This is a genomic window from Geobacillus sp. CCR (assembly GCF_052906625.1).
In genome coordinates, this window is the sequence record NZ_JBREBQ010000002.1 from 165,822 (window position 1) to 188,445 (window position 22,624).

At 54.7% G+C, this 22,624-nt stretch carries 19 protein-coding genes, 1 other RNA gene and 1 other annotated feature; of the genes, 3 read left to right on the plus strand and 17 right to left on the minus strand.

The window, feature by feature from the left end:
- Nucleotides 1-174: 174 nt before the first annotated feature.
- Complete coding sequence (locus ACVBDQ_RS02110; RefSeq protein ID WP_014196405.1) at nucleotides 175-825, plus strand: RsfA family transcriptional regulator; 651 nt, start codon at nucleotides 175-177, stop codon at nucleotides 823-825.
- 142 nt (nucleotides 826-967) lie between these two features.
- Here the strand turns inward: ACVBDQ_RS02110 and ACVBDQ_RS02115 are convergent, their stop codons facing one another.
- From ACVBDQ_RS02115 to ACVBDQ_RS02180, 14 genes are all read right to left on the minus strand, one after another.
- Nucleotides 968-1,732 carry a tRNA threonylcarbamoyladenosine dehydratase gene (locus ACVBDQ_RS02115; protein WP_014196406.1) on the minus strand — a complete coding sequence of 255 codons (765 nt, stop codon included), beginning with the start codon at nucleotides 1,730-1,732 and terminating at the stop codon, nucleotides 968-970.
- A 151-nt stretch (nucleotides 1,733-1,883) separates the two neighbouring features.
- A non-coding RNA gene (ssrS, locus tag ACVBDQ_RS02120) (6S RNA) lies at nucleotides 1,884-2,070 on the minus strand.
- A gap of 75 nt (nucleotides 2,071-2,145) precedes the next feature.
- On the minus strand, nucleotides 2,146-3,918 hold the full coding sequence (gene aspS / locus ACVBDQ_RS02125; protein WP_014196407.1) for an aspartate--tRNA ligase: 1,773 nt from the start codon (nucleotides 3,916-3,918) through the stop codon (nucleotides 2,146-2,148).
- A gap of 4 nt (nucleotides 3,919-3,922) precedes the next feature.
- Complete coding sequence (hisS, locus tag ACVBDQ_RS02130; protein WP_011232050.1) at nucleotides 3,923-5,203, minus strand: histidine--tRNA ligase; 1,281 nt, start codon at nucleotides 5,201-5,203, stop codon at nucleotides 3,923-3,925.
- A gap of 46 nt (nucleotides 5,204-5,249) precedes the next feature.
- Nucleotides 5,250-5,481: a binding site (T-box leader), on the minus strand.
- A gap of 201 nt (nucleotides 5,482-5,682) precedes the next feature.
- Nucleotides 5,683-7,212 (minus strand): alkyl hydroperoxide reductase subunit F, encoded by a 1,530-nt coding sequence (gene ahpF / locus ACVBDQ_RS02135; RefSeq protein WP_011232051.1) that lies wholly within the window; start codon nucleotides 7,210-7,212, stop codon nucleotides 5,683-5,685.
- 14 nt (nucleotides 7,213-7,226) lie between these two features.
- Nucleotides 7,227-7,790 carry an alkyl hydroperoxide reductase subunit C gene (gene ahpC, locus ACVBDQ_RS02140; protein ID WP_011232052.1) on the minus strand — a complete coding sequence of 188 codons (564 nt, stop codon included), beginning with the start codon at nucleotides 7,788-7,790 and terminating at the stop codon, nucleotides 7,227-7,229.
- 234 nt (nucleotides 7,791-8,024) lie between these two features.
- A complete protein-coding gene (locus tag ACVBDQ_RS02145) occupies nucleotides 8,025-8,198 on the minus strand; it encodes a hypothetical protein (RefSeq protein ID WP_014196408.1) in 174 nt (57 codons plus the stop codon).
- A gap of 80 nt (nucleotides 8,199-8,278) precedes the next feature.
- A complete protein-coding gene (gene dtd / locus ACVBDQ_RS02150; protein ID WP_011232054.1) occupies nucleotides 8,279-8,737 on the minus strand; it encodes a D-aminoacyl-tRNA deacylase in 459 nt (152 codons plus the stop codon).
- A 23-nt stretch (nucleotides 8,738-8,760) separates the two neighbouring features.
- Nucleotides 8,761-10,959, minus strand: a complete 2,199-nt coding sequence (locus tag ACVBDQ_RS02155) for a RelA/SpoT family protein (protein WP_011232055.1) — start codon at nucleotides 10,957-10,959, stop codon at nucleotides 8,761-8,763.
- A 147-nt stretch (nucleotides 10,960-11,106) separates the two neighbouring features.
- Nucleotides 11,107-11,619: an adenine phosphoribosyltransferase gene (locus ACVBDQ_RS02160; protein WP_013144641.1), complete on the minus strand. Its 513-nt coding sequence runs from the start codon at nucleotides 11,617-11,619 to the stop codon at nucleotides 11,107-11,109.
- On the minus strand, nucleotides 11,610-13,976 hold the full coding sequence (gene recJ / locus ACVBDQ_RS02165; protein ID WP_069304623.1) for a single-stranded-DNA-specific exonuclease RecJ: 2,367 nt from the start codon (nucleotides 13,974-13,976) through the stop codon (nucleotides 11,610-11,612). Before recJ ends, ACVBDQ_RS02160 begins: the two co-directional genes overlap by 10 nt.
- A 57-nt stretch (nucleotides 13,977-14,033) precedes the next feature.
- Nucleotides 14,034-14,942, minus strand: a complete 909-nt coding sequence (locus ACVBDQ_RS02170; RefSeq protein ID WP_307894948.1) for a cation diffusion facilitator family transporter — start codon at nucleotides 14,940-14,942, stop codon at nucleotides 14,034-14,036.
- Between the two features lie 136 nt (nucleotides 14,943-15,078).
- Entirely contained in the window at nucleotides 15,079-17,331 is a 2,253-nt protein-coding gene (secDF, locus tag ACVBDQ_RS02175) for a protein translocase subunit SecDF (protein WP_047758105.1), read from the minus strand.
- 112 nt (nucleotides 17,332-17,443) lie between these two features.
- The gene (locus ACVBDQ_RS02180) at nucleotides 17,444-17,731 is read right to left on the minus strand and encodes a post-transcriptional regulator (RefSeq protein ID WP_013524218.1); all 288 of its coding nucleotides are present in this window, start codon (nucleotides 17,729-17,731) and stop codon (nucleotides 17,444-17,446) included.
- Nucleotides 17,732-17,842: 111 nt separating this feature from the next.
- Here ACVBDQ_RS02180 and spoVB point away from each other — a divergent pair, with 111 nt between their 5' ends.
- Nucleotides 17,843-19,405 (plus strand): stage V sporulation protein B, encoded by a 1,563-nt coding sequence (spoVB, locus tag ACVBDQ_RS02185; RefSeq protein WP_033025909.1) that lies wholly within the window; start codon nucleotides 17,843-17,845, stop codon nucleotides 19,403-19,405.
- Between the two features lie 66 nt (nucleotides 19,406-19,471).
- On the plus strand, nucleotides 19,472-19,855 hold the full coding sequence (locus ACVBDQ_RS02190; RefSeq protein WP_033006360.1) for a TIGR04086 family membrane protein: 384 nt from the start codon (nucleotides 19,472-19,474) through the stop codon (nucleotides 19,853-19,855).
- Nucleotides 19,856-20,018: 163 nt separating this feature from the next.
- On the opposite strand, the gene yajC is transcribed toward ACVBDQ_RS02190, so the two are convergent.
- From yajC to queA, 3 genes are read right to left on the minus strand one after another with little or no spacing between them, the layout of a single operon-like run.
- A complete protein-coding gene (gene yajC, locus ACVBDQ_RS02195) occupies nucleotides 20,019-20,291 on the minus strand; it encodes a preprotein translocase subunit YajC (protein WP_023633728.1) in 273 nt (90 codons plus the stop codon).
- Nucleotides 20,292-20,314: 23 nt separating this feature from the next.
- On the minus strand, nucleotides 20,315-21,457 hold the full coding sequence (tgt, locus tag ACVBDQ_RS02200) for a tRNA guanosine(34) transglycosylase Tgt (protein ID WP_063329406.1): 1,143 nt from the start codon (nucleotides 21,455-21,457) through the stop codon (nucleotides 20,315-20,317).
- 17 nt (nucleotides 21,458-21,474) lie between these two features.
- Nucleotides 21,475-22,503 (minus strand): tRNA preQ1(34) S-adenosylmethionine ribosyltransferase-isomerase QueA, encoded by a 1,029-nt coding sequence (queA, locus tag ACVBDQ_RS02205; RefSeq protein WP_011232065.1) that lies wholly within the window; start codon nucleotides 22,501-22,503, stop codon nucleotides 21,475-21,477.
- Between the last annotated feature and the right edge of the window lie 121 nt (nucleotides 22,504-22,624).

Below are 22,624 nucleotides of genomic sequence, written 5' to 3' on the forward strand. Positions count from 1 at the left end.
CCTCTCATCCCACGATTTTGACCAATCAGTCTAATTGTTTTGAACTGACCGGTCATACAAAACTATTTCTATGATACATGAAAATGGGAAAAATGAAAAGGGCGAAGTTTAAAGTGGAAATCAAACGGAAAAACTATGACCATATCAACATTACCATTTGATGGGGTGGACAACATGAAAACAAGACAGGATGCTTGGTCACATGAAGAAGATGTACTGTTGGCTGAAACGGTGCTGCAATATATACGCGAAGGAAAAACGCAACTTGCCGCTTTTGAAGTCGTTGGGAGACAACTGCACCGCACAGCGGCAGCATGCGGATTCCGTTGGAACGCCGAGGTGCGCAAACGGTACCTTGAGGCGATCGAACAGGCAAAAAAGCAGCGGAAAGAACGGAAACGGGCGCTCGAAATGATGAAAAAGTGGCAAAAAGACAGTACGGTTGCTGCTTGGAGTCCTTCTGGAGAACGGGATGGCGCCGAAGGGTCATCGCCTTTTCTCCCGGCGGCCCCATTGACACTGGAGCAGTGCATTTCATTTTTGCAAACATTGCGGCGCGGCATCGAGGAGATGGAAGCGATCCGCCAGGACAACGAGCGCCTGAAACGCGAGCGGGCGGAATGGCAGACGCGGAACGAACAGCTTGCTCAAAAACTCGAACGCCTTGAAACGAGGCAGACCACCGTGCAAGAAGATTATGAAGCGCTCGTGAAAATCATGGCCCGCGCCCGCCAGCTCGCTTCCGAAGAAGGCGACCGCTTCTCTCTTGCCCAGCTGTTTGCCGCCGAGGCGAACGGATCGAACGAATCGCTCGCCCATTCATAAAAAAAGAAGGTGCCCCAACAAGCATCGGGACACGTTTTCACCGCTGGAACGACGGACAGCGCCCGCTAACAAACCGGTGAATGCACCGATGTTCACAGGAATCTCCACCTTCCCATTTTGTTCGAAATGAAGGTGGAGTCGTTCAATCGTCGCCAACGCGCCTTATGGGAATTCCCTCTAATAGACGATGAATCACGTAGGAAGCCATAATAAGCCCGGCAACTGATGGAACGAAAGCATTCGAAGACGGCGGCATTTTCGCCTTGCGGATCGGCGAAGCGTCATTGCCGACGACCTGGCGGACATCTTCGCGGATTTTCACCGGCTTCTCGTCGGAAAAGACGACCGGAATGCCGCGGCGGATCCCTTCTTTGCGCAGCTTGGCGCGGATGACTTTCGCGATCGGATCGGTGTGTGTTTTCGAAATATCGGCAATGCGGAACCGGGTCGGATCCATTTTGTTCGCCGCACCCATGCTGGAGATGATCGGAATGCCGCGCTTGAGGCATTGTTTCATCAAATGCACTTTGTACACAATCGTGTCGGACGCATCGATGACAAAATCCAGATCATAGGCGAAAAATTGCTCATACGTCTCTTCCGTATAAAACATTTGCAAAGCGATCACCTCGCACGCCGGGTTGATGTCGGCGATGCGCTCTTTCATGAGCTCCACTTTCGGACGCCCGATGGTCGAGAGCAACGCATGGATTTGCCGGTTGATGTTGGTGATATCGACGTTATCGCGATCAACAAGCACCAATCGGCCAATGCCGGAACGGGCGAGCGCCTCGACGGCGAACGACCCCACGCCGCCGACGCCAAGGACGGCGACGGTGGCGTTTTTTAAGCGTTCCAACCCTTCAGGGCCAATCGCGAGTTCATTGCGGGAAAATTGGTGCAGCATCGTTCTCCTCTCCGTTTGCTTCAAAATTGATGTTTATGCCGCTTTTTATCCTACCATCAAGACAGCAAAAGAGGCAACGGCATTTTGCTGGCAAAACAAAACCCCTATGCGGCCATCCGCATAGGGGAAATGTTGTTGATTCCTTAATGTCGCCAGTCCCAATCGTGCCGTCGATGCCTTCGTTTTGAACCCGCTCTCCCATAGGTGGGTGCCCTGTTCCAAGGTTTGCGCTTCCCCTGTGACGAAGAGGCGTGCACGCCGCTTGGAAACCCCGAGCTCCCGGATCATAAACTGTTCGGTCAAAACGATCAGTGATCCGACGAACACATTAGGACGGTTGTTAGTTTTATTGTAACACATTTTTCAGCCTTTGTGAACATCTATTGCCAACGTTTCTTTTTCAGATGCCGCTGTTACTCGTTTTCTGGAAGCACAACCGCCAAGTGCAGCTCCTCGAGCTGCTTGTCGCTGACCGGCCCCGGCGCTTCGGTAAGCAAGCAGCTCGCGCTCGCCGTTTTCGGAAACGCGATCGTATCGCGCAAGTTCGTGCGCCCAGCGAGCAACATCACCAGCCGGTCAAGGCCAAGCGCAATGCCGCCGTGCGGCGGAGTGCCGTATTCAAACGCCTCAAGCAAGAATCCGAACTGGCGGCGCGCTTCTTCTTCGCTGAACCCTAAGGCGCGGAACATTTTTTCTTGCACGTCCCGCTCGAAAATGCGAAGCGAGCCGCCGCCAAGCTCATAGCCATTTAAGACGAGATCGTACGCCTGCGCGCGGACGGCGCTTGGGTTTGTCTCCAACAGCGGAATGTCGTCGCGCACCGGCATCGTAAACGGATGGTGGGCGGCGTAATAGCGCCCTTCTTCTTCGTCATACTCCAAAAGCGGCCAATCCGTCACCCACAAAAACGCGAGCTTCGCTTCGTCGATCAAGCCGAGCTCCTTGCCAAGCTTCAGCCGCAACGCGCCGAGCGCCGCTGCGACGATCGCTTTTTCGTCGGCGACAAACAAAAGCAAATCTCCGTCTTCGACAGCAAGCGCTCGACGCAGCGCCGCCTGTTCCTCATCGGTGAAAAACTTGGCGATCGGTCCTTTCAGCTCTTCGCCTTCCGCTTTCAGCCAGGCGAGCCCTTTCGCCCCGTAGCGGCCGGCAAATTCTCCTAAGGCGTCAATATCTTTACGCGAATAGCGAGGGGCAGCGCCTTTCGCGTTGATCGCCTTCACTTGGCCTCCTTCTTTGACGGCGCGGGCGAACACTTGAAATGCTGAATTACGGACGATTTCCGATACGTCGACGAGCTCGAGGCCAAAGCGTATATCCGGCTTGTCCGAGCCGTAGCGGCTCATCGCCTCGTCATACGTGATGCGCGGAAACGGGCGCGGGATGTCGATCCCTTTTGCTGCTTTCACGACGGCAGCCATCATCCGTTCGGTTAAATCCATAATATCCTTTTGTTCGATAAACGACATTTCGATGTCGATTTGCGTAAATTCCGGCTGGCGGTCAGCGCGCAAATCCTCGTCACGGAAGCAACGGGCGATTTGGTAGTACCGTTCCACGCCGCCGACCATGAGCAGCTGCTTAAAAATTTGCGGCGACTGCGGCAAGGCGTAAAATTCGCCCGGATGGACGCGGCTTGGCACCAAATAGTCACGCGCCCCTTCCGGCGTGCTTTTCGTCAACATCGGCGTTTCAATTTCCAAAAAGCGTTCGCTATCCAAAAAGTCGCGCACCGTCTTTGTGATTTTGTGGCGAAGCGCCAGTGTTTGAAACATGACTGGGCGGCGCAAATCCAAATACCGATATTTTAAGCGCACGTCTTCCGCCGCATCCGTGTCATCGGAAATCGAAAACGGCGGCGTTTTTGCCTCGTTGATGATCTCGATTCGTTCCGCCTGAATTTCAATGCGGCCGGTCGCGATGTTCGGATTGACCGTCTCGGGCGCGCGGGCGACGACCGTTCCTTCGACGCTTAAAACGTATTCGCTCCGCACGCGCTCCGCTGCCGCCAGCGCTTCAGCCGACACGTCCGGGCTGGCGACAACTTGGACGATGCCCGTTCGGTCGCGCAAGTCAATGAAAATGAGGCCGCCTAAGTCGCGGCGCTTTTGCACCCAGCCTTTGAGCACGACGCGCTCGCCGACGGCCGTTTCCGGCACTTCTCCGCAATAATATGTGCGTTCCATTCGCTCACTCCTCCTTCCCGATCCGTTCATGCAAAAAGTGCGCCAACTCGCCGAGCGGTACATTCGTTTGCTCGCCGCTCGCCATATGCTTTACCGCCGCTTCCTGTCTCTCGAGTTCTTCATCGCCGATAATGGCGACAAACGATGCCCCAAGCCGGTCGGCGGCCTTCAGCTGCGCCTTCAATTTTCGGCCCAAATAATCTTGATCGACCCTCAATCCGGAGCGGCGCAATGCATAAACGAGGCGGACCGCCTCGTCTTTCGCCCGCTCACCGACAGCGACGACATAGCAGTCAAGCCCACTCTCCACCGGCAATTCCACTCCTTCGGCGTCAAGGGCGGCCAACAGCCGCTCGATGCTCAAGGCAAAGCCGATGCCCGGCGTCTCCGGACCGCCGATTTCTTGGACAAGCCCGTTGTAACGCCCGCCGCCGCACAGCGTCGCCGCCGCGCCAAATCCTTCCGCTTCGCTCATAATTTCAAACGTCGTGTGGTTGTAATAGTCAAGCCCGCGCACGAGCCGCGCATCGATGACAAACGGGATGCCGAGCGCTGTCAAGTATTGTTTCACTTTCTCAAAATAGGCGCGCGATTCGTCATTTAAATAGTCTAAAATCGACGGCGCCGTCGCCATCAGCTCATGATCGCGGTCTTTTTTGCAGTCGAGAATGCGGAGCGGATTCGTATGAAGCCTCGTCTGGCAGTCCGGGCACAGCTCGTGGATGCGGTTTGAAAAATGGCGAACAAGCGCCTCTCGGTGCGCCCGGCGGCTGTCAAGGTCGCCCAAGCTGTTAATGACAAGCCGGATCCGTTTTAAGCCAAGCGCTTCGTAAATATGCATCGCTAGCGCCATCACCTCGGCGTCAATCGCCGGATCGCTGCTGCCGAGCGCCTCGACGCCGAACTGGACGAACTGGCGGAACCGTCCCGCTTCCGGACGCTCGTAGCGAAACATCGGCCCGCTGTAATACAATTTCAGCGGCTGGTTCGGACTGCCGTACAGCTTATGCTCGACAAACGCTCTGACAACCGGCGCCGTTCCTTCCGGGCGGAGCGTCAGCGCGCGCCCCCCTTTGTCTTCGAACGTGTACATTTCTTTTTGCACAATGTCCGTTGTATCCCCCACGCCGCGCAAAAAAAGCTCCGTATGTTCAAAAATCGGCGTCCGGATTTCCTGATACCCATACCGGCTGCAGAGGCTGCGGGCAATGTGCTCGACATATTGCCATTTTTCCGAGTCACCCGGCAGCACATCTTGTGTCCCTCTTGGAATTTGAAAAGCCATGCTCATCCTCCTTTGCCCAAAATAAAACGCCCTTGTCCCTGTGATCGATAGGGACGAGAGCGTCATTCCCGCGGTGCCACCCTAATTGAAGCCGATCCGGCTTCCGCTTGTCGCCATTAACGCATGGCACACGTTCCCCTTTACTGGCGCAAAGCGCGTTCAAAGGGAAACCTACGGAGTGTCTTTCGTTAAGCCATCATGGAGAAGCGCTCGCAGCCTTGGGCGCTTCCTCTCTGGCCATGTGGACCTTAACTACTTTTCTCCATCATCGGTTGTTCCGTATGAGAAAGATGTAATTTTATATTACGGACAATCTCGCCCGTTTGTCAAGTTGTCCTAGCAGCTGTGATTCATGGTTGTTCGCAAAGAGAAAAACCTTGATGTCTCATCGCATTTTTCTCCTTGTTGTAAAAAAAGAGAGCCGATTCATTGAACCGCCCCTCCATGGGATCGAAGAGGCGGTCCACCTTCGGCTCTCTTTAATGGCGAATCAAATAATCAAACGCGCTTAACGCTGCGGTTGCACCCGAGCCCATCGAAATAATGATTTGCTTATAGGCGCTGTCCGTGCAGTCGCCCGCGGCAAAGACGCCTTCAATGTTCGTCGCGCCGCGTTTATCGACGATAATTTCACCGAAGCGATTCCGTTCCACCGTTCCTTCCAACCATTCGGTGTTCGGAACAAGGCCGATTTGCACGAACACGCCTTGCAATTCGATATGATGTTCTTCCCCTGTTTCCCGGTCAATGTACGTCAAGCCGTTGACTTTGTCCGTGCCGGTGATTTCCGTCGTTTGCGCGTTTTTAATCACCGTTACGTTCGGCAAGCTGTACAAACGATCTTGCAAAACAGCATCGGCCTTGAGTTCAGGGGCGAACTCAAGCAGCGTCACATGGCTGGCGATGCCAGCGAGGTCAATCGCCGCTTCGACTCCAGAGTTCCCGCCGCCGATGACCGCCACGTGCTTCCCTTCGAACAGCGGGCCGTCGCAATGCGGGCAATAGGCGACCCCTTTGTTTTTGAACTCTTCCTCGCCCGGCACGCCAAGGTTGCGCCAACGGGCGCCCGTTGCGATCACAACCGTTTTGCTTTTCAACACGGCGCCGTTTTCCAACTCGACTTCAATCAAGTCTTTTTTCTCGAGTCGTTTTGCCCGCTGCGAGTTCATGATGTCGACGTTGTATTGCTTCACATGTTCCTCAATGCTGGCCGCAAGCTTCGGTCCTTCCGTATATTTGACGCTGATAAAGTTTTCAATGCCGAGCGTATCTAAAATTTGTCCACCGAAGCGCTCCGCAACAATCCCAGTGCGAATGCCTTTGCGCGCTGCGTAAATGGCTGCTGTCGCACCCGCAGGGCCGCCGCCGATCACCAACACGTCGAACGGCTCTTTGTCGGCGAAGGAAGAAGCATCCGGAGCACTCCCTAATTTGGCGAGGATATCTTCAAGCGACATGCGGCCGCTCGCGAACAGTTTGCCGTTTAAAAACACCGTCGGTACGGCCATAATCCCTTTTTGCTCCGCTTCTTCTTTAAACGCCGCCCCGTCGATCATCGTATGCGAAATATCTGGGTTCAACACGCTCATAATGTTGAGCGCTTGCACGACGTCCGGGCAGTTGTGGCAGGTCAGGCTGACGTACGTTTCAAAATGATGTTTGCCTCTGATTTGTTGAATGCGGTCCACGACGTCTTGGCTGACTTTCGGCGGCCGCCCGCTCACTTGAAGCAGCGCCAAAACGAGGGACGTAAATTCATGGCCGAGCGGCACGCCGGCGAAGGTGATGCCGGTGTTTTCGCCGACCCGGTTGACGCTGAAGCTTGGCGTTCGTTCCAGCTTCGCTTTTTCCACTTTGATTTTCGACGACATCGCCGTTAATTCATCGATTAAAGCAAGCATATCGCGGGAAACGTTGTCGTCTCCCGCGCTTACCGTCAAGACAATATCATTTTCAAGCAATTGCAAATACTGGGCTAGTTGCGCCTTGATGTCAGCATCCAGCAGCATCGCCTAAGCCCCCCTTAAATTTTGCCGACGAGGTCTAGGCTTGGCTTCAGCGTTTCCGCTCCTTCTTTCCATTTCGCCGGGCAGACTTCACCCGGATGGTTGCGCACATATTGGGCCGCTTTAATTTTATCAATCAGCGTGCTGGCGTTGCGGCCGATGCCGTCCGCATTGATTTCCACCGCTTGAATGACGCCGTCTGGATCGATGATGAACGTGCCGCGCTGCGCCAATCCTTGTTCTTCATCGAGCACATCAAACATGCGCGACAGTTGATGCGAAGGATCGCCAATCATCACGTATTCGATTTTGCTGATGGCTGGCGATGTATCGTGCCATGCTTTATGAGTAAAGTGAGTGTCGGTCGAAACCGAGTACACTTCCACGCCAAGTTCTTTAAACGTCGCGTAGTGATCTTGCAAATCTTCGAGCTCCGTCGGGCAGACGAACGTAAAGTCCGCTGGATAGAAGCAAACGATGCTCCATTTCCCCATGAAGTCTTGCTCTGTCACTTCGATGAATTCGCCGTTGTGATACGCTTGGGCACGGAATGGTTGTACTTTTTTCCCAACCAAAGACATTGCTTCATCTACCTCCTGCGACTGTTAGTTTATAATAATTTTAAACCAATACTTATTATCATATAGGGGCATATGTTTGTCAATACATATGCAATGGATTTTTTCCTCTACCGAGCCGGATCAGTGTTGAGCGGATGCGCAACGCTCATTCGCAGCTGTTTCGTCTGAACGGCCACACCGCCTAGGCCCACGAAACATCCACACGCCCCGTGCGCTCCTTCCAACTCGCCATGTTTACGGGCGGGGCTGCTGTTTTTTCAACATTTGTACGTCTTTCGGCGCCACACCGAATTCGGATGCCAACTCAAACGCTCTATATTGGGCCTCGAGCCGCACCCATTCGTGAAAGTCGACGGACAGCACATCGCTTGCCTGGTGCGCCTGTTCACTTTTTCTCGTCTGCCGCATCGCCCTCCTCCTTTCTCTGCTATGCCACTGTTTTCATCTTTCCCATTTTTCGCCGAAAATAAAAAAGAAACCGGGAAACTTCATCTGTTTCCCAGTTTCTCGCTGCTGTCGATGATCAAGGTGACTGGCCCGTCGTTTGTGAGCGATACGTCCATCATCGCACCGAATACGCCGGTTTCTACATGAACGCCTCTTTCGCGCAAAGCGGCGTTGAACGCCTCATACAGCGGCAAGGCATGGTCGGGCTTGGCCGCCGCCATAAAGTTCGGGCGCCGGCCTTTTCGGCAGTCGCCGTAAAGGGTGAACTGCGACACCGACAGCACCGCCCCGCCGACGTCAAGCAAGGAGCGGTTCATTTTTCCGTCTTCATCTTCAAAAACGCGCAAATGAGCGATTTTCTCAGCCAAATAGGCAGCATCGTCTTCTGTATCTTCATGCGTGATGCCAAGAAGGACGACAAAACCCGCATCAATGGCACCAACGACTTCGCCGCCGACGGTGACTTTGGCCTCTTTCGCCCGCTGGATGACCGCTCTCACTTGCATCCCTCCTTTCGCCGCCCTTAGTTGTTCATCAAGCGCTGGACGGAATAAATGTCGGGAATTTGTTTGATTCGTTCGACGACTTTTTGCAAGTGGCTCAAATTATGAATGGCGATTGTCATATGGATCGTCGCAATTTTATGTCGGTGGTCTGAGCGTCCCGAGACGGCGGAAATATCGGTGCGCGTTTCATTCACCGCCTGCAGCACCTCATTCAGCAAACCGCGGCGGTCAAATCCGGTGATCTCAATGTCCACGTTATATTCACGCTCGCCGTTTGCTCCGCTCTCCCATTCAACGGCAATCAATCGATCGGCCGCTTCTTCGGTCTTGACGTTCGGGCAATCGGCGCGGTGGACGGAAATGCCGCGGCCGCGGGTAATGAAGCCGATAATTTCATCGCCCGGCACCGGGTTGCAGCAGCGCGACAAACGGATGAGCAAGTTGTCCATTCCTTGGACGCGAATGCCGCAGTCGCGCTTTTTGCCAGCTGGCAGCTTGGCTTCGAAGACCGCTTCGGCCAGTTTGCGCTGCTGTTCCTCGAGATCGCGCTGCTTCCGCCATTTTTCCGTCAACCGATGGGCGATTTGCGCCGCTGTGATGCCATGATAGCCGACTGCCGCATACATATCGTCTTCGTTCGAGAAGTTGAACTTTTCGGCGACGCGCTTTACGTTGTCCGCCGTCATCACTTCTTTCGGCTCAAAGCCGAGGCTGCGCACCTCTTTTTCCACCATCTCTTTGCCTTTTTCGATGTTTTCTTCGCGCCGTTGCTTTTTGAAAAACTGGCGGATTTTGTTGCGCGCCTGCGACGTTTTCGCCAGTTTCAGCCAGTCTTGGCTCGGACCGTACGAATGATTGGAAGTTAAAATTTCGACGATGTCGCCCGTTTGCAGCTTGTAGTCAAGCGGCACCATTTTGCCGTTGACTTTCGCCCCGATCGTCTTGTTGCCGATTTCCGAATGGATGCGGTAAGCGAAATCGATTGGCACCGATCCGGCCGGCAGCTCGATGACATCGCCTTTTGGCGTGAAGACGAACACCATGTCGGAAAACAAATCCATCTTGAGCGATTCCATGAACTCTTCGGCATTGCTCGCATCGTTTTGCCATTCCAAAATTTCCCGAAACCAAGACAGCTTTTCTTCAAACGAGTTCGGCTTGATCGTCTTTCCTTCTTTGTACGCCCAGTGGGCGGCGATCCCGAACTCGGCGATTTGATGCATTTCAAACGTGCGGATTTGCACCTCAAGCGGTTCGCCTTTTGGGCCGATCACCGTCGTATGGAGCGATTGGTACATGTTCGGCTTCGGCATGGCGATGTAGTCTTTGAAGCGGCCTGGCATTGGCTTCCAGCATGTATGAATAATGCCGAGCACAGCATAGCAGTCTTTGATGCTGTTGACGATGATGCGGACAGCGAGCAAATCGTAAATTTCGTTGAACTGTTTATTTTGCATCACCATTTTTCGATAAATGCTGTAAATATGTTTCGGACGCCCGGAAATTTCGCAAGGAATATGCACTTCGTTGAGCCGTTCGCGCACTTCTTGAATGACTTCCTCCAAATATTGCTCGCGCTCGGCCCGCTTTTTCTTCATTAAATTGACGATGCGGTAATATTGCTGCGGGTTTAAATAGCGAAGCGCCGTATCCTCAAGCTCCCATTTGATTTTCGAAATGCCGAGCCGATGCGCGAGCGGAGCGAAAATTTCGAGCGTCTCATTGGCAATGCGCCGCTGTTTTTCGGCCGGCAAATGTTTCAATGTCCGCATATTGTGCAGCCGGTCGGCGAGCTTGATCAAAATGACCCGGATATCTTGCGCCATGGCCAAAAACATTTTCCGGTGGTTTTCCGCCTGCTGTTCTTCCTGCGATTTATATTTAATTTTCCCAAGCTTCGTCACCCCGTCGACAAGCATCGCCACTTCCGCGCCGAACTCGCGCTCGAGGTCTTCTTTTGTCGCCTCGGTGTCTTCGATGACATCATGCAAAAACCCGGCGGCGATCGTTGTCGCGTCCATCTTTAAGTCCACCAAAATGCCCGCGACTTGAATCGGATGGATGATGTATGGTTCGCCCGATTTCCGAAATTGGTCGCGATGGGCGTGCTTGGCAAACTCATACGCCTTTTTCAAAAAGGCGACGTCTTGTTCCGACAAATAACAGCTCGCTCGTTCAAACACTTGCTCCGCTGTCAGCACTTGTTCATTGGCCATAGGGTTGAATCACCTTTTTAATCGATTAAAATTGAAGCTGCAAAGCACAGAGGTCCGTTGCGTTCATACGTTAATAAGAAAGAGCACTCATGTGTGAGTGCCCCTTTTTTCTTTATTGTATCCGAAGATGCGAACAATGTCGACTGTTTAAAACTGCATCAGCGTCAAAATATCGTAGCCTTCCAATTTTTTGCGGCCGCCAAGCTCGGTAAGCTCAATCAAAAACGCCAATCCGGCCACCACTCCGCCGAGCTGTTCCACCAAATCGATCGTCGCCCGCATCGTCCCGCCCGTCGCCAGCAAATCGTCGGTGATCAACACGCGCTGCCCTGGCTTAATGGCATCTTTATGCATCGTCAAGACATCTGTTCCATATTCCAGGCCATACTCCACACGGACGACTTCGCGCGGCAGCTTCCCTTCCTTGCGCACCGGCGCAAATCCGACGCCAAGCGCATAGGCGACTGGGCATCCGATGATAAAGCCGCGCGCTTCCGGACCAACGACGATATCGATTTGTTTTTCGCGCGCATATTGAACAATTTGGTCGGTCGCATATTTGTACGCCGGACCGTTGTCCATCAGCGTTGTAATATCTTTAAACATGATGCCCGGCTTCGGGAAATCGGGCACAATCGTAATGTATTGTTTTAAGTCCATGATACGTTTGCCTCCTCGTGCGTTTGCGAACGTGTCATTTCCGCCAAACAGCGTTTCAATTGCTCGTAAGTGGAATAGACTAACTGATGCTCCGCCTCGAGCTCGTCCCGCCGCCGGCGGTACGTCGGCGATTCGTGCAAATCGCGCTTCGCCGGCTGATGAACGAGCGAAATGACGCCGTTTTGTTCGCTGATAAAGTCAAGCTCTAAAAATACTTTCGCCATAAAATGAACCGTCTCTTCCGTCCAACCGCGGGCGCGGGCCAGCTCACCACCGCGCTTGGCGAGCGGAAACGAACGGTGTTGATGCAAAAAGGCGTAAAACCATTTAAAATGGTCGCGCGTCGGAAACGTGCGGAAAAATTGCGCCTCGGGCTGGGCAAACACCGCGTAAATGCGCGCCGGCCGCCCGCTGCCAAGAAGCGCCGACAGCAAGGCCAGCCGCGGCGGCACGTCAAGCAGCACGACATAGCGGTCGTCAATCGATAAGGCGCCCGCCTCTTCTTCGGTCGGCACGCAATGAAGCTCCCCGCGAAATGGCGCCACGTCCGGGCGCTGCCCAGTTTCACAGCGAAAGGAGACGACTAGCCGCTTCTCTTTTGGCAGCCGCTCAAGAAGTGGACGGACGTCGCGGCAGCCGCGGACGTCAAACAGCTGGCAGTCGCTGACCGCCAGATCACACAACGACAGCTGCGGCTTGGCGAACCCGTTCCATTCGTTCACCGACAGCTCCCCGACCGCCGAAATGCGCGCATCCGGAGCGATTTCTTCGCATAACGGCCCAAGGCCGAAGCCGATGGCATCGATCGCGGCCCCGTCTTGGGAAAAGACGGCTTTCATATGGGCTCCGTTCGCCCCGACGCGCCGCATGGTTTCAACGGACGCCCCTTCAATGAGAACAAGCGGCCGCGGATTGCCGACGCCAAACGGAGCGAACCGCTCAAGGCTGCGGGCGGCCGACAGCGTCAACTCAGCAATCGAACAGGAAGCATCAATGAACGTCGGCGGCGTAAAATCGTCCTCAGACAACGTTTCGGCGGCGATGTCGTTCAGCCGTTGCCGTAATTCTTCGACATCATCAAGCGACAATGTCATCCCCGCCGCCATCGGGTGGCCGCCAAAGTGCGGCAACAGGTCGCGGCATTGCGACAGGCTGGCGAATAAGTCAAACCCATGAATGCTGCGGGCTGACCCTTTGGCGATCCCTTTTTCCCGGTCGATTGAAAGCACGACCGCCGGGCGGTAAAACTGCTCGACAAGCTTAGAAGCGACAATGCCCACCACTCCGGCATTCCATCCTTCGCCTGCCACAACCAAGACGCGATGTTCCTCAGGAGGAAATTGGCGGCGCACCATGTCCGCCGCTTCTTCAGCGATTTGTGCCACAAGCTGCTGACGTTCGCGGTTTAACTCGTCCATCTCCGCCGCCAGCTGCACCGCTTCGTTCTCATCGTCCGTCATTAAGAGCGCCACTGCCGGATCGGCGCCGCCGAGGCGCCCCGCCGCGTTCAAGCGCGGAGCGATGACAAATCCGACCGTCTGTTCGTTGATGGCCGCCGCATCAATGCGGCATTGCCGAAAAAGAGCGCGCAGCCCGATGCGCTCCGTCGCTCGCAACGCTTCAAGCCCGTGTGCAACAAAGAGGCGGTTTTCCCCAACAAGCGGAACCAAATCAGCGATCGTGCCGATCGCGACCAAATCAAGCAAATGGCGCGGCACCCGCCCAAGCAAGGCATGGGCTACCTTAAACGCAACGCCGACGCCGGCTAAATCGCGAAACGGATATGTACTTCCCGGCTGCTTCGGATGAATGATCGCATGCGCCTCCGGCAACACCGGACCTGGCTCGTGGTGATCCGTTACGATGACATCCATCCCCCACTCGTTGGCGGCCGCAATTTCCTTGACCGCCGCAATCCCATTGTCGACGGTCACAATGACGGAAACGCCGCGCTCTTTTGCGGAGCGAAACGCCGCCATGTTCGGCCCGTATCCTTCCGTAAATCGGTTCGGAATGTAGAACTCGACCGACGCCCCCGCCTCCTTGAGAGCACTCACCATCACCGACGTGCTGCAAACGCCATCGGCATCGTAATCGCCGTATACCAACACGCGTTCACCCGCGTCGATCGCCCGCTTTAGACGCTGAATCGCTCGCTCCATCCCATCAAGCAAAAACGGATCATGAAACGGTTGCTCAAGCGGATTGAGAAACGCCGCCGCCTCCGAGGCCGTCCGCACCCCGCGGCGGACGAGAAGCCTCGCCAATAAGGGCGTGACGCCGGCTTCCTCAGCCAGCCGCCTCACCGCCTGCTCATCGAGGCGCTCCACCTCCCAACGCGTTTTCGCTTTCAACATGTCTCCCACCTCAACTCTCCTTATTATACAAAAAGGAGAAAAGGGCAGGCAACGACATTACGGTTTTTTTTCCGGGTTGTACGGGTTGATGTGAACCATGACATTGCGGACGCGCGGCAGCGTCAGCAGTTTTTCTTTCACTTTCTTTCCGATCCGGTGCCCCTCTTCGACCGTCAATTGCGGATCGACGGCGATTTTCAAATCGACGATGACGTAATGGCCGTGCTCGCGCGCATGCAGCTCATTGATTTGCCGCACATCGGGAATGGACAAGACCGCCTCGCGCAAATAGCCGGCCTCTTCCTCGTGAAGCACATGGTCGATCGCCGTATGGACCGACTGTCGGCCAAGGTCCCATGCCATTTTCAGAACAAGCAGCGAGACGAACAATCCGGCGAGCGGGTCGGCGTATACAAGCCAGTCAATCTCCCATTTTCCACCGGCAATGGCGGCGCCGACGCCGATGAGCGCAGCAAACGACGAAAACACATCCGATCGGTGCTCATAGGCGTTGATGATCAGCGCATCGCTGTTTAGCTTTTTCCCGAGCCGGTATTTATAGCGAAACATCGCTTCTTTGACAGCAATCGACAACAACAAGACGTAAATGGCGGCCGCCCCGGGCGGCGACAGTGGGGCGAAAAATGACAGAAACGCCGAGCGCCCGATCTCGATCCCAACGAGAAATAGAAGAACCGCCACAATAATGGCGGCGATTGATTCCGCTTTCCCATGCCCGTACGGATGATCCTCATCCGGCGGGCGCGCAGCGGCCCGCAGTCCGACCCAAACGGCGAACGAGCCGGCAACATCGGACGCTGAATGGGCGGCATCAGCGATCAACGCTTGGCTTTGGCTCCACACGCCGACCGCCGCCTTGACAGCAGCAAGCGCCATATTTCCAGCGATCCCGACGATCGCTGCCGTTTTCGCCTGCCTGAACCGCTGTTCGTGTTCCATGGCCATCTCCCCCACCTTTGCATTCAGCAGCCTCACGCGCTGCCTATGTTGCATCTGACGGTTAGTGTATCCATTTTCCGCCCTAAGCATTGCACCGAACAAAAAGGCGCCGGAAAAGCACATTCGCTTTTCCGGCGCGCTGTTACACTTGCGGTTCGGCCTCGGCCGCCGCTTTTTTGGCTCCTTTCCCTTTTTTGAGCTCCTGTCCTTTCCAAACGACCCAAAGCTGAGAAGCGATGCAAAGCGACGAATAGACGCCGCACACAAGTCCAACGAGCAAGGCGAGGTTGAAATTGCGGATCGCTTCGCTGCCAAAGATGAGCAACGCGATGACCGTAAACAAGACGGTCAAGACGGTATTGACCGAGCGCGTAAATGTTTGCTGCAACGCCCGGTTGACGATATGCTTCAAGTCGTCGACCGTTTTCACTTTCCGCTTTTTCATCAAATCCCGGATGCGGTCAAACGTGACGATCGTATCGTTGATCGAGTACCCGATGATCGTCAGCACCGCGGCGATGAATGTCAAATCGACTTCAAGACGCGTCAAGCTGAACACGGTAATAATAAAAAACGCATCGTGCAATAAGGCGACAATGGCTGCGAGCGCCATTCGCCACTCAAAGCGAATCGTCACGTAAAGAATGATGCCGATGGATGAAATAAGCACAGCAATGAGCGCGTTGCGAGCCAGCTGCTTGCCGACGACCGGAGAGACGGTGCTGATGTTTGGTTCGTTGCCATACGCTTGCTTCAATTCATTTTTCAGCTTGGCAATTTCTTGCTTATCGAGCACGCCAATCAAGCGGACGACGCCTGTTTTCCCATCCGTGCCGGACAGGACGACATCTTCCGGCTTGTAGCCGAGCCGCTCGAAATAGCCGCTCAACTCTTTTGCATCGATCGGCTGGCTGCTCGTCACCTCAACGCGCGTTCCGCTCGTGAAGTCAATGCCAAGATTCAGCCCCAGGGCAAACAACGAGATGACGCCGGCGATCGTCAATGCGCCAGAGAAAATGAAAAACTTTTTGCTATGTTTGACAAAATCCCAGCGGTCAAACTTCGTCGGCACTTCCGTTTCCTCGGTCGTTTCGGCAATGTTTAAGATTTCCGACTTTTTGACGCCAAACCACTCCGGCTTTTTATCGAGCCAGCGGCTTGACACAAGCAGTCCGAGCAACAGCCGCGTGCCGTAAACGGCGGTGAGAAAGCTGACGACGATGCTGATGATGAGCGTCGTCGCAAACCCTTTCACCGAGCTTGTCCCGTAAATAAAAAGAACAGCGCCGGCGATGATCGTCGTAAGGTTGGCGTCAAAAATCGTCGCAAACGACCCGCGGTTGCCAGCACGGAACGCCGACAGCATCGACTTGCCGAGCTTCAGCTCCTCTTTGATCCGTTCGTACGTAATAATGTTGGCATCGACCGCCATCCCAACCCCCAAAATCAGGGCGGCAATGCCTGGCAGCGTCATAACGACGTTCATCCAATCAAACAAAAGCAAAATCAAATAAATGTATACCGACAGCGTAATGACGGCGATGATCCCGGGAAGCCGGTAAAACCAAATCATGAACAAGAAGATCGCCGCCACACCGATGATGCCGGCCAACACCGTTTTTTGCAGGGCGTTTTTCCCAAACTGAGCGCCGACGGACGTGGAGTAAATTTCATGCAGCTCGACCGGCAGCGCGCCGGCATTGAGCAAATCGGCCAGCTGTTGCGCTTCTTTGACCGTAAAATTGCCGACGATCGACACATCCGTCTGATTGAACACTTGGTTGACTGAAGCGGCGGAAATAAATTTCGGATCAGCTTTGCCCGCTTCTTTCCGGTAGGAGTCCACCCCTTCTTTAAAATCGAGCCAAATGACTAAAATGTTGTTTGGCGGCCCCATTTTATATACTTTTTCCGTCACCTGGCGGAACTTGTCGGCGTCTTTCAATTTCAGAGCGACGCTCGGCCGGCCGTTTTCATCAAACGACAGCTTCGCTCCGCCTTGGACGAGGTCGCTTCCGTCCATAAGCACGTTGTCATTGACATCGCGGAACGTCAATTTCGCCTGCGTGGACAAAATTTCGCGCGCCTCATTTTGGTCTTTCACCCCGGCGAGCTGGACGCGGATGCGGTTTCCTCCCTCGATGTCAACGCGCGGCTCGCTGACGCCAAGGACGTTGATCCGTTTATTCAGCGCGCTGACGGTGCTTTGCAGCGTCTCTTGGTCAATCTTATCGCCTTTTTTGGCCGGCTTCACTTCATACAGCACTTCAAAACCGCCTTGCAAGTCAAGGCCCAGTTTGATGTTATGTACAATTCCTTGAATCGTCGGCCCCATCACTCCGGCGAACAAAAGCAGGAGCAGAAAAAAGGCGACGATGCGGCTTCGTTTTACCATTCTCCTTAAGATCCTCCTTCAACTTGCCTCGGCGCCGTCCGCCGCAGCGCCAAGCAAAACATTGGCCTCGCCTTCCATTATGAAACAGCAGCCGGCAAGTGTCAATTTTCCACTATAACAATTCCTTTAAAACCCGCTCCAACTCATCATCGCCGGCCGCCTGCTGCTTATACGAACGCATCGTCAAAAACATCATATACTCGCTCGGCGAAAGAGAGAAAATGTCGCTGACCAACTCATGCAGTTTTTTTTCCGCCGGCCGATGCTTCCACTTGCGGGAACATAAACATTCCCACAGCCCGTCCATCGTCACTTGCGTATAGCCGAGAAGACGAAACTCATCGCACTTCGACTCGAGCGCCGGCATGAGCTGTTCGCGCAGCTTCCGGTTTTCATCCATCCCCCATACCCCCTTGTATCCATTGCCGCCTGCCAATCTTGTCATGCTTGGCCATGGGCCTTGCATATATTGTATAAAAGATGGAGGCATTTGAGAAGGCAGGGGGAGAAAATGTCTAAATTTTTACAAGGTACGGTCATTTTAATCGCCGCTGGCTTTATTACGAAAATTCTCGGCTTCATCAACCGAATTGTCGTCGCCCGCATGATCGGCGATGAAGGAGTCGGGCTGTACATGATGGCCGTGCCGACGCTCGTTTTAGCGATTACCGCGACGCAGATCGGGCTGCCGGTCGCCATTTCCAAACTCGTCGCCGAAGCAGAGGCGGCCGGCGACCGGCAGCGGGTGAAACAAATTCTCGTCGTGTCGCTGGCCACCACCGGCGCGCTAAGCATCGTGCTTCTGCCGGCGTTGATCGCTGCTGCGCCATGGCTCTCCCGGACGATGTTCACCGACCCGCGCACGTACTATCCGCTTCTTGCCATCGCTCCAATTGTGCCGATCGTCGCCATCTCTTCGGTGCTGCGCGGCTACTTTCAAGGACGCCAGCAAATGAAACCGTACGCCTACTCGCTCTTGATGGAACAAATCGTCCGCATCAGCTTGATCGCTTTATGCACACAGCCGCTTTTGCCGTACGGCGTCGAGTATGCCGCCGCCGGCGCCATGGCGTCTTCCGTTCTCGGCGAGCTGGCAGCATTATTGTATTTGCTGTTTTTATTTAAGGTTAAAAAATCGATTCGCCTGCGGACAAAGTTTTTTCACTACGTCCAAGCCGGCAAAGAGACGTTCGTCCGCCTCATGCGCATTGCCTTGCCGACGACCGGCGGCCGTTTGATCGGCTCGCTTTCTTGGTTTTTTGAGCCAATCGTCGTCGCCAACAGCTTGGCATTGGCCGGCATCGCCGCCTCCACTGCCACAAGGCAATACGGACAGCTTGTCGGCTACGCGCTGCCGTTGTTGACGTTGCCGTCGTTTATTACGTACGCGCTTTCGACCGCCCTGGTGCCGGCCATCAGCGAAGCCATGGCGCAACGCAAGCTGCTTTTGGTCGAATACCGGATCGCCCAGGCGATGCGCTTGTCGCTTGTCACCGGCGGCCTTTCCACCGTCGTTCTTTACTTGTTCGCCGAGCCGCTCATGCGCTGGATGTACGGCACAAGTGAAGCCGCGATCTTTATTCAAGTGATGGCGCCGTTTTTCTTATTGTATTATTTCCAAGGCCCGCTGCAGGCGGTCTTGCAAGGACTGGACTTGGCGAACGCCGCCATGACGAACAGCTTGATCGGAGCAGTGGTGAAGCTCGTGTGCATCTTCGTCCTTGCTTCCCGTCCAAGTTTGGGCATTATGGGCGCGGCGCTGGCGACTGCAGTCAGCACCGTTCTTGTGACGTTGCTTCACTTTGCCACGGTCGTCAAGGTGGTGTCTTTTTCCATCGATGCGCGCGAGTACATCAAAGCGCTTGGCGCCATCATCGCTGCGGGCGCAATCGGCTATGCGCTCTCCCGCCATCCGCTTTTGGCGGTGCCCGCACCGCTTTGGACGCTGCTTGCCATGGCCGCGACAGCCGCCCTATATGCCGCCTGCCTCGTTCTGTTCCGGCTCATCCGGCGCGAAGAGCTCGTCTACCTTCCGGGGCTGCACTGGCTGGCCGGCAAAAACAAGCGAAAATAAACGTCTAAACCTGTCCGGCGGTGAATATATTGTGGTAAAAAGCGTTTGGGCCAAGGAGGGATCGCGGTGTCACGGCTTGGCAGCGCACTGGTGTATGGAATCGCCACAGTTTTTGTGTTGGCGGCGCTCGTCAGCTTCATTTTTTCGTTGTTGCTCAAATGGACGGACATTCACGAATCGTCGCTCACCTGGATCGTGTTTGCCGCCTCGGTTGTCTCGCTGTTTATCGGCGGCGTTGTCGCCGGCGGAAAAAGCCAAGAAAAAGGATGGCTCGCCGGCGGGCTGACCGGCCTCTTATTTACGGCGATCATCTTTTTGTTTCAATTTCTTGGCATGGAAAAATCGTTTACCGTCGAACAATGGCTGTACCACCTTGCCTTTTTCGCCGCTGCTTCCTTAGGCGGCATCGTCGGGGTCAATTTGTCATCGTCGCGCTATGAACGGACGTAAAAACGACAAACCAGCGCAAAAGCAAAAGGTGTCCTCAAAGCAAACGGGACACCTTTTGTGATGGAGAGCGCGATGGTAAGAAACGAGATTGCGTCTCGCTCGCGCTTTTCACACCGCCGTTCAAATCGGCGCTCAAGCTTAGACGCCGATGGCCGCGCTTTCGCTACGCCTTGCTTTCCGCCACCACTTCTCTCACCGCGGAGCGGTCGAACGTCAGTCGCGTGCCGTCGCCGGCGCGAACGATGATTTTGTCCTCATCGACCGAGTCGATGATGCCGTGCAATCCACCGATCGTGATGATTTTATCGCCTTTTTTCAAATTCGCCTGCATTTGCTGGATGGCGCGTTGCCGTTTTTGCTGCGGGCGAATGAGCAAAAAGTAGAAAATCACAAAAAACAGCACAATCGGCAACAAATTGGCGATCGCTGCGTTCATGCAATCCCCCTCCTTTCCGGTCGTCAAAAGTTTTTTGCATTCGGCTTGTTGAAGCCGTAGCGTTCGAAAAATTCCTCACGGAAATCGGCGAGTCGATCTTCGCGGATCGCTTGTCTCACCTGCTCCATCAATTTTATCAAAAAATAGACGTTATGGTAAGACGTGAGGCGGATGCCAAATGTTTCATCACATTTGATGAGATGGCGGATGTACGCGCGCGTATAGTTCCGGCACGTGTAGCAGTCGCAGTTCGGATCGAGCGGCGAGAAGTCGCGAGCGTACTGAGCATTTTTGATCACCACCCGTCCTTCGCTCGTCATCACCGTCCCGTTGCGGCCGATGCGCGTCGGCAATACGCAGTCGAACATGTCGATGCCGCGGATCGCCCCGTCGATGAGCGAATCCGGCGAACCGACGCCCATTAAATAGCGGGGCTTGTCCGCCGGCAGAAGCGGCGTCGTAAACTCAAGCACCCGATTCATGACCTCCTTCGGCTCGCCGACCGACAACCCGCCGACCGCATAGCCCGGGAAATCGAGCGACACTAAATCGCGGGCGCTTTGCCGGCGCAAATCTTCATATTCACCGCCTTGGACGATGCCAAACAGCCCTTGCTCATTCGGGCGGCGGTGCGCCTTCAAGCAGCGCTCCGCCCAACGGCTCGTCCGCTCGATGGACTGTTTCATGTATTCATACGTCGCTGGATACGGCGGGCACTCATCAAACGCCATGATGATGTCGGCGCCAAGCGCATTTTGAATCTCGACTGCTTTTTCCGGCGATAAAAACAGCTTATCGCCGTTTAAATGGTTGCGGAAATAGACGCCTTCTTCCTCGATGCGGCGGAATTCACTGAGGCTGAACACTTGGAAGCCGCCGGAATCCGTCAAAATGCCTCGATCCCAATTCATAAACGCATGCAACCCGCCCGCCTCCTCGACGATGTCATGGCCCGGCCGAAGCCATAAATGGTACGTGTTGCTCAAAATGACGCCTGCACCCATTTCCTTCAACTCTTCCGGCGACAGCGTCTTGACCGTCGCGAGCGTCCCAACCGGCATAAACATCGGCGTTTCAAACGAGCCGTGCGGCGTATGGAGGATGCCAAGGCGCGCGCCCGTCTGCCGGCACGTTTTGATCAGTTCAAAGCGAATCGGTGTCGTCAACGTGCTCGTCTCCTTTCTCAAATGATGAGCATCGCATCACCGAAGCTGAAAAAGCGGTATCGCTCTTTGACCGCTACTTGATACGCGTGCAAAATATTTTCGCGCCCGGCGAGCGCACTCACGAGCATGATGAGCGTCGATTTCGGCAGGTGGAAGTTCGTCACCAGCCCATCAATCCCTTTGAACTCATAGCCCGGATAGATGAAAATGTCGGTCCAGCCGCTTTCTGCAACAAATCGGCCGTTATGTTTGCCGGCGATCGTCTCGAGCGTCCGTGTCGACGTCGTGCCGACGGCGATGATGCGGCCGCCCTGCTCCCGGACGCGGTTTAACGTCTCAGCCGTTTCCTCGCTCATTTGATAAAATTCGGCGTGCATATCGTGCTTCTCGACGTCGTCCACTTGCACTGGCCGAAACGTGCCAAGCCCGACATGAAGGGTGATGAAGACGATATGCACCCCTTTTTCGCGAATGGCGTCAAGCAGCTCTTCGGTGAAATGCAAACCGGCGGTTGGCGCCGCTGCCGAACCAATTTCACGGGCGTACACCGTCTGATACCGTTCCGGGTCGTCAAGCTTTTCTTTAATGTACGGGGGCAGCGGCATCTCCCCAAGTTCGGCCAATACTTCATAAAACAGGCCGTCATACGAAAACTCAAGCACTCGCCCGCCGTGCTCAAGCGTATCGAGGCAGACGGCTTCAAGCTTCCCCTCGCCAAAGGTGAGTTTCGTTCCTGGCTTGACTCGTTTTCCCGGCTTGACGAGCGTCTCCCAACGGTCGCCGTCCAATTGCTTTAACAGCAGCACTTCGACCGTTCCGCCCGTTTCCTCTTTTTCGCCGTAAAGCCGCGCCGGCATGACGCGCGTATCGTTTAAAACGAGGCAGTCGCCCGGATTCAAGTACGAAATAATGTTGCGAAACGTTTCATGGCGAATGGCGCCCGTTCGTTTATCGAGCACCATGAGCCTTGATGCCGCCCGGTCTGGAAGCGGCGTTTGCGCAATCAACTCTTCCGGCAAATGAAAATCAAACAAATCGACTTTCATCCTATTTCGCGCAGGAGACTCCCACTTCAACGACCAAAGGGAGTAAGTGGGAGAGGAATGCGCGTTCCCCCCTTTCTTTTGTGTATGATATAATAAAGGCGTGGAGAAAACCGTTCAATAA